The organism is Ochrobactrum chromiisoli, assembly GCF_026241335.1.
GTDB classification, from domain to species: Bacteria; Pseudomonadota; Alphaproteobacteria; order Rhizobiales; family Rhizobiaceae; genus Brucella; species Brucella chromiisoli.
The window spans coordinates 221,366-235,092 of record NZ_JAPHAV010000004.1; the positions used below are offsets into that span (position 1 = coordinate 221,366).

Consider the following 13,727-nt stretch of genomic DNA (forward strand, 5'->3'; position numbering starts at 1 on the left):
TGCGGTTATCAGAAAGGAAACAGCATCATGGCGACCAAGTTTCGTCTGTCGTCCCTGATCCCGGCCGGATTGATTGTTGAGAGTTCCGACGAGGACCACGGGGTTATCATTGTTTCAGCGCGGGCAGCCGCTGATCAACGTTCCTGCCCATTATGCAACCAAATGTCAGATCGTGTTCATAGCCGCTACGTTCGGATAGTTGCTGATTTGCCCTGTGGTGGCCCTAAGGTCGACCTGCGATTATCAGCAAGGCGCTTTATCTGTGAGATGACAGTTTGTCGTCGCCGGATAGACGGCACCACCTTCGAGTGGAGTGCAAACAAACAAGCCTGATCAATTCATGCCCTTTATAGGTCTGTGAAGCAGGTTGCGAGTCCCCGCCGGGGCGGTGGTTGTGGTAAGCTCGTTGTTTCGGCTGTTGGCGGCTCTCGCCGTACAACGCTCCACACGTTGAGGCATCCGACCCGAACATCATCATGAGGCGTTAACCTCGGAAAGGACCATGACCCCGCCAAGGATTTAGCAAATGCTTGACAAGGAGACGCAATTAAAGGGCCGAAACACAGTGGATCGAATTAACCCTTAAAGGAGCAGCAAGCGGTTCCTGCGCTTGCCGCTCTGGTTCATCCATGCTGATAACTTTTGAACATATTCCAAGCGTTTTACCGCTTTAAGGTTGCGTCGAACTCGGAGTCTGAACAGACTCAGAAGGTTGCGCCTTTGGCTCCAATTTGAGCATTTTATGCAAGCCGATTTGATCGAACTGCCTGAAGATATCCGTGCTCCAGCTTTGAACTGCAACCGCCATACCCATTTGCAGCAAGGTGTAGCCGTGACCAAGCTTGGCTTTGGCTTCACGCTCAGGTGCCTCAATAAAATCATCGAGTTCTCGAGCGTTTACCGAATAATCAGCAATGGCACGGGAAAAAGAATTATACTCGATTGTAACCGAACTAACCTTTTCACTGTTTTTACGTATGATCCTTTCCAGAGCTGGATAGAGATCGAGCTTACCCTGCACTTCATTCATGACAATAATAACATGATGATAAGCATTGATCGCTCCATCTCGAAACAGCCAGTTCAGGATATCAATCGCATCAAACTGCGAAACATGGCCCGCGGTAACCGGCACAAAAAGAACCGGACGCATGCGCTCTTCGCTGTCAGCAACACCATCCCAGAAGCTGTCATTGAACCCCATGAGTTGCGTGATGTATTGATAGCTTGCAAGGGCATTGGCGCCGAAGTCCACAATGTGGTTGCCCGCTAGCACTGGATCAATCACACTGCACCACATCTTCATATGCTCGTTCAGATCGTTTTCCGGCTTGTCGAATGGCGTCTGGAAAAACACATCTTTGGTATGGGGGATCGCTCTGCGCAGGGGAGACTGATAGTTTTCTCTTAGTCCCTCTCCCTCAACACAGAATAATCTGTATTGTTCATCGAACCGATCGACATATTGGCAAAGCAACTGACTAAGCATTGTTTTACCAACGCCACCGGCTTTATTCACTGACAACATGCTCCTCATAGAAATTTCCTTTTTGCTTGAGGATTAAACACCACCCAAGGATACAAAGGAAATCGCCTAAGTAAATGATATTATTGCACTTTCTACCCCGCAACCATATACCCGACAAACAGGTTACAATTCGAATTCAAGAATATATACGCGATTATTAAAGTTGATTTTTTTGCTGATTAGCCTGCTGAATTACACCAGATTCACAGAATCTGCGCCACAGCCTGAACGCTTGGCCAAATCTTCAGCTGTCGAGCGATTGATCGCATTCGTTACTGATTGCCGTTGCAAACGTTCCCAAAGTGTGGGTTGAGAGCATAACGCCCAGAGTGAAATGTGGATCGATAAGATTGTGCTGCCAACATACCAGTCGGAGCCCCGATCTGATGCATTCAGAACGCAACAAGCGTGTTTCAGCAATTCGCGGACAGCGACTTTCACAGCGTATCCGCAGAAATCAGAACCTCTTTCAAGAAGAACGGAGCAAAGTAGAAACGCCTCGCATACCGAAGCAAATCGACAAGTCTCATATCGCGTTGCGCAAATCCTCAGGCTCGGGGTTTTACACTGACGCAGTTATTCTCTTCGAAACCGCTATCTGGGCCACTCACTGCTTCGATCAAGCTAGACCTGCGCTAATTGAGACTGCGGTTAAAAGCAGGGTCCCGATCTATCCGTTGCTGGTTGGGAAGGTTGGTAAACGTCTGCAACACAGATGCGATTAAAGCTTGCGCGTCATTTGCGAGCCGCAAATCAATGTCGGACGGCAGAAGACTGGAAAATACTATTGTCTGCTCGCGTGCACGCGATAAAGCCACATTCATTTTCATAAGCGCCTGATCATCATTCAGGCCTGCAACCTCAGTCGGCAGCCTTCCGCTATTCGTAAGAGCTGCACCCAGCGAAACCAGCACCACATCGGCTTCTTTCCCCTGGACTTCTTCCGGTAAACCGAGAAACTCGATCTGAGGATCGCCCACCCAGTGCAAGGCATCCGAAATCGCTTTCACCTGCTTCTTGTTAAATGCGACAATCCCCACAGTTTCGCCCGCACTTCGTGCATAGCTGGCCGCTTTCGCGAGTGCATTAGCTTCCGCCCTTATTGAGCCCGCTTGCTTGCGGCCAAGCGGCACATAACGCAATTCGCTGCGCCGTTTTCCCCTGTTTTTAACAACAAGCGCATTATTGTATGAAAAGATATTGGACCAGGTCATAATATCGCAATTGTTAGCGCGGAAGTTCCGCCGTAGCCTCAGCGCCGCTAAGCCAGAGGTCGCCGCAACCGTAAAGACTGAATTCTCTCTCGCAATCTGAAACATATCACCGATAACGATGATCTGCTTTACACTTTTGAACTGATCCGCGTTGAACGGCACCAAAGTCGCCTCATCAATGATGAGTACATCCGTAACATCGTTCTGAGGGCGGATGAGCTTTGATCTTCTGAGTATCTCCGCGCCAAGCGAGGGATTACGGCACTGTTTGAATGCATCCCGCTCATCAAAGTCGCCAAAGATCAGATAGTCATCCTCGCGGGCCCAGAACATTGGCACTTCAATCTTATAGGTTTTGTCCATAAAATTCCGGCAGCGTGCTTCGATGACATCAAGCGCGCCTCCGCCAGCCAGGACCTTGACCGTCTTGCCATTATTAAGGCACCACGAAATAAAGCCCGGGATCATATGCGTCTTACCAGTACCGGCGGCCCCGGTTAGAATAAACGAGCCGCCGTCATCTAAAATCTGCAAAGCCTTTGCAAACTCATCTGCTTCACGTATCCACAATTCCGGATCGCACGAACGCGAGCTCCGCTGTTCTCCCTTGCTATTTCCGCTTTGTCCATGAAACTGCGAAAGCAAGGGCTCGACAGTTTCCCATTTTTTACTCTCGAGCTTAGGCCTGGTTCGGAATGATTGGCTCTCCTCACCATAATAAACCCGATCACGTATAGCGTATCTCGCATCAACACCCCTACCTCTTAGGGAGATCATTATGCCGTTATACCGGTCCCGCGGATCTATATATGACCGGGTAATTTCCTCGCGGTGTTTTGAAAAAATTCGGGCGTCAAATGCCAATTGAGAATAATCATCCGTCGGACGCGTCCCAGCAGCAAAGAAATGGTAACTGATCGCAGCTACAAGATAGCCTCGTTCAGCGATCTTTCCTACAAGCGCAAAACTCTCTTCAAAGCGAACACCATCGCCGACCAGAGAGGATGTAGACATCACCAGCTTCAATACCCAACCGGCACGTCTGCGAATACCGCTGCTCTCTGCTGCATGAGCGACAACGATTTCGTCAGCATCAAGCGAAACGATATCAATGAGCTCAGACGGCTTTGAATGGTCAAGGCTGACGTTCTTCACAACAATGCTTTTTGTGCCCGCATCATCAATGTGTACCTCGTAAAATGCGTCTGCTTTGCTTTGTGTCTCAACAACTATTTTAGATGGATTGACTTCTAGCCAGGCCCGCCCGCTCGCAATCAAATGCGTACGCTTTTTTAGACCGTTAACAGCATCCTCATGCTCTGAACGCGTCTGTTCAATCCGGTCGAGCAATTTGCCTTTGCGTGCAGCAATCATGCCTCGATAACGCACCGGAGAAATCCGTGTGCCCCAGGGATAGATGTGATCATGTAGCCGTACGGAGAGCCTCGGTGTCACCTGATGCAATGTTTCCCAATCTGCGATCTGCTGCTCAGCAAAAGCGAGTGCGCCTTTTTGAGAGCCGTAGGCAAGTTGAGCCTCAATATGAGCAACAGCCGTTTGCAGGATCTTACCCACCAGCCGCCAATACATCGCATCTATACGCTTTGCATTCTGCGTATGTGAGAGTGTCCGATAGGGTTTGATCGGCTTAGTAAATGCATCTGGCTCGCAATCAAAGATCGACATCAATCACCCATTGAGGCTTAGACGAAACAATCGCCACACGATTTCACAGGGCCTGAAGTTTACCTTAATCAATGATTTTGTATAGAATGAACTTCGCGTTGGCCTCACACGCAAATCCGTCCACCCGTGAAGCACGACAAGTATTCATGAGGCATCGACAACGGGCACATTATGATAGATTGATATGAAACAATTTGTATTAAAATAGTGATTAATCATGTTTCTACAATGATAATCATCTCGCTGTTAAAGCCGACATTTTTGACAACCCCGAGAAATGAAACTATACAAAATAATGAAATCCGTCTACAAATTCAACATTGAAAGTACATATTGATATATATGGCACATATATTTTTGACACTATCAGTGAATGAAATTTATAAATAACAATACTATAATCATAAAGTCATTTAAGTTTTAAACTCGCCAATCCGACTGCATTATTTATAAATGTTGGTTTTACTATGATAAATTCTTCAACCCCCTGCCCCGAAGCGACCTTCCACTCCGTTCATAGCTCGCGAGTTTATGGGCCAGTTAACCAATCGACCTCGCGACCATCATCTGCGAAACATTTTTAAGGCGAAATTCGCCACGATTCCGGGCTTTTTCGCATTTCAGAGGGCTCAATACCTCAAAAGTGGCGCTACCCGCCACTTTTGCTATTTTCGCGTGCATTTATCTCTCTTGGGTTGCAGTCTGAGGCCGACCGAACCAGAGAAATACCGCGCTGCCCAAGGGCAGCACACTGACGTGTGGCGGTATAAAAAACGAATGCACGAAGAGAAGATTTACTTAACTATACTTGACCGCCCAAAAAGCATCAGATGAAATTTAATATCTAGATATCGGGAGCATGTGCCCACAACAGCCGGTGAAATTTCATCGTAGCAAATAGCATACAACACTTTCACGCCCGCCTCAGTCCGTGATGGATTGCAGTGCGGGCAGATGAGATCGTGCATAAGCGTTTACCTTAACCTTGGTACAAACTGCTTGGTAGATACGCACCAGCCTTCATTGATTGTCCGTCATCTGAACGATCGCGATCTTCTGGGTCAATATGAATTCTGATTTAAACGCAGCGTGACGAAATTGTTGCGACGTGTATGTCATAGAAACTCAGTGTACCGCAGCCGCGGCAATCCCACTTGGAAGTGCAATCCTGAAGAAAGCGTCAAACAACGCCGTTCTACGCAATTGCCGATCCCTCATTGAAATACCGAGCATTTTTGTCGGCGATTGTTCCAGCACGCCGAGCCACGTTAACGGCTGCACAAAATTACGCGCAAGATAGAACCCGGCCTCGTGTCGAGGTCCGAGTGGGCCTCTGGCTGGATAAAGATCAACCGGAAGCGCCAACTCAGTAAAATCGCTCAGTGTCATCCAGTCACCTAGCCGATTTGCGATAATCCCAAGCATATGCCTCAAGTCCCAGAACAATGCAGCTGCCTCTGACGATAGATTATCCTGAAGTGGTGCAGCCAGTATCCATTCGGCCAGGACGGCCTGCAACTCACCATGATGACCGAGCATCGATCTTCCACGCTTTGTAAGCACCGCCCTGCCCTTATAGTGGCGGATAATACGAAGATCTTGCAATGCCCAGTGCAAAGTGGAAAGCGGCGGGAAATCTGGCTCGTTGAGAACCTTGTTCACCGAATAAAGCTGCTCGGCTTCATATCCCGGCCACTGGAATTCATTCGCTGCCCATTCAACGCATTTTCGATGAAAGGCACCCAGCGACTGCGTTAATGAAATACCGCTATTCTCCTCACAATAGAACAGAAGCTTCATTCCATTAATAGCAAGAGGACTTGCTGCCAACATCTGCTGGTTGAGCAAAGGAGACAAATACACAAAAGGTGAGAAGCTAGATTGCCGGAACATGAAAACGACCATAGCTGAACTATTTAGCAAAGTCATACTGCCAGATTAATGACCAGAATGGGGCCGGAAGCCGACTGACCGCTGCACGGACATGCCGCGAGAAAGCAGATATCCTAGACCACCTCCGGACGAGGAAATATTCGACAATGCTGCAGAGGGTGTTTAATCTGCTTCCAGCAAAGCAACTATTCTAAATCTCGGCAATGGAATGCAGTCGAGAATGCTTCGAGGAAGGGCGGATCTTGATTAATTTCGAAGACCTGTTGGGAGACGACGAAGTAGCCGTGACCGACCCGCGTGATATTTTTCTCACGCTGGATCGGGCGAAGCGGTTCTCCTTCCCTCGAGATATCCAGACAGAGGTAATGAAAGCTTGGTTCCAAGACCCTAACAATCATGACATCGTTATCAAGCTGAACGTCGGCAGCGGCAAGACCGTTGTCGGCCTACTGCTCCTCCAGAGCTCCTTGAACGACGGCAAGGGGCCCGCCCTTTACATCTGCCCCGACAACCAGTTGGTGTCTCAGGTCATTGAGGAAGCCAGCGCTCTTGGACTCGAGATCGTTGAGGACCCACGCGACCCCGCCTATGCTGCGGGCCAGAGAATCTGCGTTACAACCATCCACAAGCTATTTAACGGCAAATCCGTATTCGGGCTGGAGCAGGTCAAAATATCAATCGGCAGCGTCGTGGTGGACGACGCGCACGCCTGTGTGGCGACCATCGGCGAGCAATTCCGCATCACCCTGCCGAATACTCACCCAGCCTACGGCAAGATCCTCCATGTTGTCGCCAATCAGTTGAAACGCCAGAGCCCGTCCCGATTCCTTGAGCTCGAGGATAGCGATCCGAGGGTAACTATGGAGGTCCCATTTTGGGCATGGAAGGACAATCAAGACGAGATATTGAAGGCTCTGCATGTCCATAGGGAATCCGAACAACTGCTCTTCAGCTACCCCTTGCTGAGGGAAGTGTTGCCATACTGCCGTTGCGTTATAGGCGGTCAAATCCTCGAGATCGAACCCATCTGCCCACCCACTGACCTCATCAGGTCGTTCTTCAAAGCCAAGAGGCGGATTTATCTCACGGCTACTCTTGCCGATGACAGCGTCCTCGTCTCCCATTTTGGTGCAAACCCCAAGGCGCTCAAGGATCCTATCGTACCTGTGTCCTCACAATTCATGGGCGAGCGAATGATCTTGATGCCGCAGGAGCTGAATCCGGAGATAGACATTGCTGAAGTTAGAGCTTTGCTTGTCGATCTGGCCAAGGATCAAAATGTCGTCGTCATCGTTCCATCCAAGCCCGCAGCGGATGCTTGGAAGGATGTCGCGGATCAAATCCTGATTGGCGACAAGGTAGCTCCGGGCGTCGAAAAGCTCCGGAACGGGCATGTAGGTTTGACAGTTCTGGTGAACCGCTACGATGGTATCGACCTTCCCGACGATGCATGTCGGGTACTGGCGCTCTTCGATCTACCGGAGGTCTCCTCACTCCGCGAGGCAGCCGACATGGCAGTCATATCGGACTCGAAGGCCGGCCTTCGCCGTCAGATGCAGCGCATTGAGCAAGGCATGGGAAGAGGAGTACGGTCCAATGACGACCACTGCGTCGTCTTATTGTGTGGCGCCAAGTTGACCAGTCGCATCAAGTCGGTCGAGGGTCGACAGATGCTGGCCGGTGCCACACAGGCACAGTTGGAGCTGTCCACCAACCTCGCCAAGCAACTCGACGGTACCGACATAGATGGCATACGGAAGGTCATACACCAATGCCTCGGCCGCGACGCTGGCTGGGTGAAGGTGAGCAAGAAGGCGCTCCTTCGAGCCAAGCCGGGGAAAGGTCTCGCTCTCGATCCTACGGCCGTCGCCTTGCGTACGGCGTTTGATCTGGCTCGATCAGGTGACCATCCCGGTGCACTTGAGGAGCTCAGATCAGCCGGAAATCGGCTCGACGATGCGGACGAGAAGGCACTGACGTTGGTCAGGCAGGCGGAGGTTGCTCATCATATCGACCCAGCGAACGCACAGAAGATCCTGTTGTCAGCGCACCGGCTCAACAACTACGTTCTGCGTCCAATCGACGGGATCGCGTACCAGAAACTTGCCCCAGTCGCCGGTAAGCAAGCCGCGAAGGTCCAAGAAATCCATAGATCGACCTTTCTCGAAGCGGTCGACAGGATGCTACGGTTCCAGAGCCTAATCGATGACCTGCGGTTCGAGCCCAATACCTCCAACGAGTTCGAGGCTGCGATCCACGAGACGGGCAGGCTGCTCGGCCTTGGCTCGCAGAGGCCGGAGAAGACATCAGAGAAGGGCCCCGACAATCTTTGGGCGTTCTCCGATGGTAGCTTCCTCATTATAGAATGCAAGAACGGCGCCACCACAGAGCAGGGCATCTCGAAGCACGACCTGGGGCAATTAGGCCAGGGCATCGATTGGTTCGAGGAGAAATACACCCAGGTGGCGGAGAAGACGGCGTTGATCGTGCACCCCATGAAAACAACCGGGGCTGGTGCGGCGATGATCGAAGGCGCTCGTGTGATGACAGAAGATCAGCTCAACAAACTGCGAAATGCATTGCTAGACTTCGCCAAGGCATTAGGGGACGCGAATGTCCTGAACGACGTTGAGCGGATCGGTGCTCTCTTAAAGACCCATGCCTTCACTCCTAAGATGTTCATCAATCGGTATTCGGTGCCCCTGAAGAAAACCTGATCGCCGCATGCTAAAGCGCCGCAATGTTGGAGGTGACGCTTATGCATTTTGCCGGGGGCATAGTCAGGGTCCAGATGCCACAGTTGCCTGCCTCCATACTTGTGCTGCAGGCAGGACGTCTTCGGTAATGCAACCGAAAGCGAATAGACAGGGCGTCATCCACCCTTCTCGGTTTCAGCAACAGCCAAAGTAGAAAGGCTGCTATCGGTTTTCGCCAGATCTGCATGGATAACAGCAATAAAGCGCGTTGCCGATCGGTCGGTTGCGACTTCATGTCAGACATTCGGCGCGCTGCCATACCCACCCAAAACCTGCCATCCTTTCCGTTCTACCTAGGGCACGGGCGGGGCCTAAACGCGGCTGGCCGCTTCAATTTGCTAACGTACGAAAAACAACGATCCCCGAGCGGATTACTAACTCAATCCCACGTCGGTCTCCGAGTGTTATGGCTACCGTTTAGGATACTTCTCTCTGAGCGTGTCAAGGTTGAAACGCCACAGACCTTTTTTCCTCCATCGCGCGCATTAGTTCTTCCACAGGCGTTTGAGTTTCGAACAGTGTCATTTCCTTCAAAGACGAGTTGACCATGTTTTGCAGATATAAGCCGATCGGTTGTTGATCCTCAAAGAAACTAGTTCTGAACAGAGACAACCAAGCCATGAGCAAGGCAAGAGGAGTATCGGTGCTGTAGGGCATAATGAAGCCACTTACGTCCAGAGCACCAACCTTATGAAGGAAGGGTAGACCTATTGCTTGTGTGAACGGTGCTTCCTGGTGAGGCGACAAGATCAAGGCGACGTTCTGGTCCAGAAGCAATATGCCGTCGAGAGGGAGGACCCTCTCACTGTCGATATACTCCATCAACTCCAATAGGATCGATTGCCAGGGCGACTTCGTCTCGGTTGCTATGATGAAGTACGGGCGATAGAAAACATAGTAGGAAGCCCAGACGTCGGGGCTAGTGACCTGTACTAGCCGAGACATGTTCTTTGCACGTAATGCACGAAACTTCCGAGCTTTCCTCAATTCGTCCGGCATGACGGAGCGCGACAAACTGGTTTTCACTTCGCCGGCGGCTAGTACCCCTTCGATGGAAAAAAAGTGTCGGAATATCTCGTGCCGTCGGGAACGGTTGCGACTGATTCGAAAACACCAAATCCATCTGGCCCGATCGGGCCCCAGCGCTGTCGTTGTCGCTTTCCGAAGCGATCACTTCGCCCGTACCCACGTTTACGGATCGGGGTAGGTGCTTTTCGAAGAAGTCGCGGGAGGCGATCTCGAGTGCATTACCCCGTAAACCCAGATGTTCAAAACGAGTGCGCGCTACTTCTAGCTCCAGTTCGAGTATCTTTTGCTGATGCGTAAAAAGATCCTTGAAGTCCATTTTCTCTGCCCCTGTTCTGTTCACCGATTAGCAAATGTCCACTGCATTAGAAACTCGTTGGCTTCGGACAACTTGCTCACTATGATCTTTCCAACCTCAGAAGCTTGCCTCGAATGTCTGCATCGGGCAACCGCCGGCCCTCAGCCACAAGTGCCTGTTACGAGTATTGCACAGCGGTTCTTTTGCCAAAGCAAGAAGATCATTCAGCGTGAGGTCAAACAAATGGAGTTGGGCAGCCAATTCCATTTCCGGAATAATGCACGGCGTAGAACAATTCAGCACATTGAAATATTGTGGAAGGCACACTTGCTTCCCTTCAATGACGCAATGTACTTTGCAATCGGGGATGGCGCTGTGACGTCAGTGGGGATTCGTGGAACTAAGTGCGTTAAAGAAGCAGCTTCAGGAACACCTTGGCGATGGCCTGGTTCTGATAGTCGGCTCAGGGCTGTCCTGTGCCGAGGGCGTTCCTGGCATGAGCGCGCTCGGGCATCATCTGGTGACACACATACCAGCCAGCCTGTCCTTGGAAGACACGAAACTCTGGGAAGAGATCCATCCTCTCATCGAAACCAATGGTCTGGAAGCGGCGCTGCTGAAACACGCGCCTACTCCGTCCCTTGAGGCTGCCATCGTACAGAGCACCGGAGACTTCATCGCTGCCTCCGAGGCAAACATCATCGCGGAAGTATTCAACAATACGCGGACACTTCGGCTCACCAAGCTTATCCCGCACTTGTTGAAACCAGGTACCGGCATTCCAATCGTAACGACGAACTATGATCGTCTTGCCGAGCTAGCATGCGAGGAAGCCGGACTGGGCGTGGATACTATGTTTTCCGGCCATTTCGCTGCTCGACTCGATCCGGAGGATAGCTACTGGAGCTTCTGCCGCCACGTGAAGCTCGTCGGCAAGAACGTGCGATACAAGTTTGCGTCAAAGGCCAATGTTTTCAAGCCTCACGGCAGCCTGGACTGGTACCATCGGGAGGGTAATCCGGTCCGCTATGCAGGCACACTGCCGTTGCCGCGCTTAATCATCACGCCCGGACTGAACAAGTTCCGCAGCGGCTACGAGAGTCCATTCGACAAGCACAGAGAAAAAGGGAACGACGCCATCGACAAGGCCCGCCGTTTTCTCATTATAGGCTATGGGTTTAATGATGATCATTTGGAAACCCATCTCACGCCACGCATCAAATCGGGCGTGAAGACCGTAATTTTGACCTATGCGCTTTCCCCCAAGGCGCGAGAGATAGCGATCGAAAACAAAAACGTAGTTGCGGCGGAGTTTCACGAAAACGGTGGAAATGCCGGTGCCCGCATTATCGTCGATGGAGCGGAAGTTTTCTATCCCGGTATCGACTACTGGGACCTCGATGGTTTTGTGAAGGGAGTTCTAGCGGCATGACTAGTCCGGCACTTGAGTTTACGGAGAATGATCAGATCGGGCGCGTGGCCGGTGTTGACACCAGTCGTGTAGCGATAGACGTCACCAATTCCGAAATGCTGACGCGCGTTGGGATCGGGCAACTCATTGCTATTAAAGGCGCGACACAGGCGGAATTTCTTATCGGGATGACCGACCGAGTCACTCGCTCTCTTCGCGAAGAGCTCCCTGATCCAGAAGGCGGTGAATTCGGCGCGCTGACCGTTTCGCCTGCGGATCACATGCAGGCCTTTGTCATCGGTACCTACCGAACCATTGATGGTGACAAGGTAGACACCTTCAAACGCGGCGCGGACAGTTTCCCCCAGATCGACCGCGATTGCTTTGTCATCGAGGGCGGCAACCTACAGCGCTTCATGGGGATCTTGGGCGCCAACGTTTCTGAGGAGGAGCGCTTGAAGCTAGGCACATTTGTCGCCGATCGAAGCGCTGAAGCGATTGCAAGTGGTGATCGCTTCTTCCAGCGTCACGCCGCAATTCTCGGCAGCACCGGCTCTGGTAAGAGCTGGGCCGTCGCCCTCATTCTTGAGAGAGCAGCCAAGCTCAAATACCCCAATCTCGTCGTATTTGATATGCATGGCGAGTACGCTCCCCTTGCTGATAAGACTAAAGGTGGATTCGCGCAGCGCCTCAGGATTGCCGGCCCTGGAGACCTCGCTGCACCGAAAGACGACACTCTCTTTCTACCGTATTGGCTCCTGAACCGCGATGAGATGCTGTCCATGATCTTGGATCGCAGCGATCAAAACGCGCCCAATCAGGCCTCGCGCTTCACCCTCCATGTCCGCGAACTGAAAGGCGCAACGCTTGACATGGCGAAAAAGACTACTGTCAAGGAGACCTTCACCGTCGATTCTCCAATCCCCTACGCCATGTCGGAGTTGGTCGACCGATTGGAGACCGACAATACGGCTAAAGGAATCGGTAAAAACGGTGCCGCCATAAAGGGAGATTGGGAAGATAAGCTGACGCGCTTCATCTCCCGTCTGGAAGCGAAGCTCGATGATCGCCGATATGGGTTTATGTTCTCGCCACCTGTTGAAGCGCTCGACTATGGGTGGCTCGCGAAGCAGATCGTGAAACTGCTGCGGGCCGACTCCGGTAACGGCATTAAGATCATCGACTTCTCGGAGGTTCCCGCCGACGTGCTGCCGGTCGTGACCGGCACGCTTGCCCGCCTGCTCTACGACGTCCAATTCTGGATGAACGCGGAGTCACGCACAGCAATTACACTGCTGTGCGATGAGGCGCATCTCTATCTTCCTGTGAAGGATGATGCCGACGCTGTGCAACGGCAGGCCCTGTGGTCGTTTGAGCGCATTGCTAAGGAAGGTCGAAAATACGGCTTCTCTCTTCTTGTGGTAAGCCAACGCCCATCCGACGTGAGCCGAACAATCCTCTCCCAGTGCAACAACTTCCTTGCCATGCGGCTTACAAATGACAGCGATCAGAACGTCATCAAGCGCTTGATGCCGGATTCTCTCGTCGGTTTGACGGCAATGCTTCCGCTTCTCGACACGGGCGAAGCACTTTTGCTCGGCGATGCGGTCCTACTTCCCACGCGGATTAAGTTGGATCGGCCGCAGGTGAAGCCTGACAGCGCTACGCGAGAATTTTGGAAGGAGTGGGGCACATTGCAACCCGATGAGAAGCTTCTTGAAGCAGCGGTCGAGTGCCTGCGCAGCCAAACCCGGTTGAAATAAAGTCGCTTCGAAGACGAATATCAATAAGGTTCCAGCAACCGTTCTCGCTACTGCGGCGAAACCAATTAACGAATGGCAGGTTGCGGGGTCGCGACGATAAGTCTTACGACAACGTCACAGAAGCTTCGAGCCTCGCGGTTCAAGATGTGTTT

The 13,727-nt window shown here is 51.6% G+C and carries 8 protein-coding genes and 1 pseudogene; 4 read left to right on the top strand and 5 right to left on the bottom strand.

Features of this window, described 5'->3' with window-relative positions:
* Positions 1-27 precede the first annotated feature (27 nt).
* Positions 28-291 (top strand): annotated as a pseudogene (locus OPR82_RS11630) (transposase family protein); the annotation flags it as partial.
* A 379-nt stretch (positions 292-670) separates the two neighbouring features.
* Here OPR82_RS11630 and OPR82_RS11635 read toward each other — a convergent pair.
* The 3 genes from OPR82_RS11635 to OPR82_RS11645 form a co-directional block, all read right to left on the bottom strand.
* Positions 671-1,519, bottom strand: coding sequence for a hypothetical protein (locus OPR82_RS11635; RefSeq protein ID WP_265984922.1), 849 nt, complete (start codon positions 1,517-1,519; stop codon positions 671-673).
* Between the two features lie 644 nt (positions 1,520-2,163).
* Positions 2,164-4,428: an AAA domain-containing protein gene (locus OPR82_RS11640; RefSeq protein WP_265984924.1), complete on the bottom strand. Its 2,265-nt coding sequence runs from the start codon at positions 4,426-4,428 to the stop codon at positions 2,164-2,166.
* A 1,125-nt stretch (positions 4,429-5,553) separates the two neighbouring features.
* On the bottom strand, positions 5,554-6,357 hold the full coding sequence (locus tag OPR82_RS11645) for a hypothetical protein (protein WP_265984925.1): 804 nt from the start codon (positions 6,355-6,357) through the stop codon (positions 5,554-5,556).
* A 206-nt stretch (positions 6,358-6,563) separates the two neighbouring features.
* On the opposite strand from OPR82_RS11645, the gene OPR82_RS11650 reads away from it, so the two are divergent.
* On the top strand, positions 6,564-9,038 hold the full coding sequence (locus OPR82_RS11650) for a DEAD/DEAH box helicase family protein (protein ID WP_265984926.1): 2,475 nt from the start codon (positions 6,564-6,566) through the stop codon (positions 9,036-9,038).
* 480 nt (positions 9,039-9,518) lie between these two features.
* Here OPR82_RS11650 and OPR82_RS11655 read toward each other — a convergent pair whose 3' ends face one another.
* On the bottom strand, positions 9,519-9,899 hold the full coding sequence (locus OPR82_RS11655) for a hypothetical protein (protein ID WP_265984927.1): 381 nt from the start codon (positions 9,897-9,899) through the stop codon (positions 9,519-9,521).
* A 97-nt stretch (positions 9,900-9,996) separates the two neighbouring features.
* Entirely contained in the window at positions 9,997-10,422 is a 426-nt protein-coding gene (locus OPR82_RS11660; RefSeq protein ID WP_265984929.1) for a DUF6602 domain-containing protein, read from the bottom strand.
* A gap of 373 nt (positions 10,423-10,795) precedes the next feature.
* Between OPR82_RS11660 and OPR82_RS11665 the strand changes: the two genes are divergently transcribed.
* Both OPR82_RS11665 and OPR82_RS11670 read left to right on the top strand, forming a co-directional pair.
* On the top strand, positions 10,796-11,833 hold the full coding sequence (locus OPR82_RS11665) for an SIR2 family protein (RefSeq protein ID WP_265984930.1): 1,038 nt from the start codon (positions 10,796-10,798) through the stop codon (positions 11,831-11,833).
* Positions 11,830-13,575 (top strand): ATP-binding protein, encoded by a 1,746-nt coding sequence (locus OPR82_RS11670; protein WP_265984932.1) that lies wholly within the window; start codon positions 11,830-11,832, stop codon positions 13,573-13,575. The genes OPR82_RS11665 and OPR82_RS11670 overlap by 4 nt, the downstream gene beginning before the upstream one ends.
* Positions 13,576-13,727: the final 152 nt, after the last annotated feature.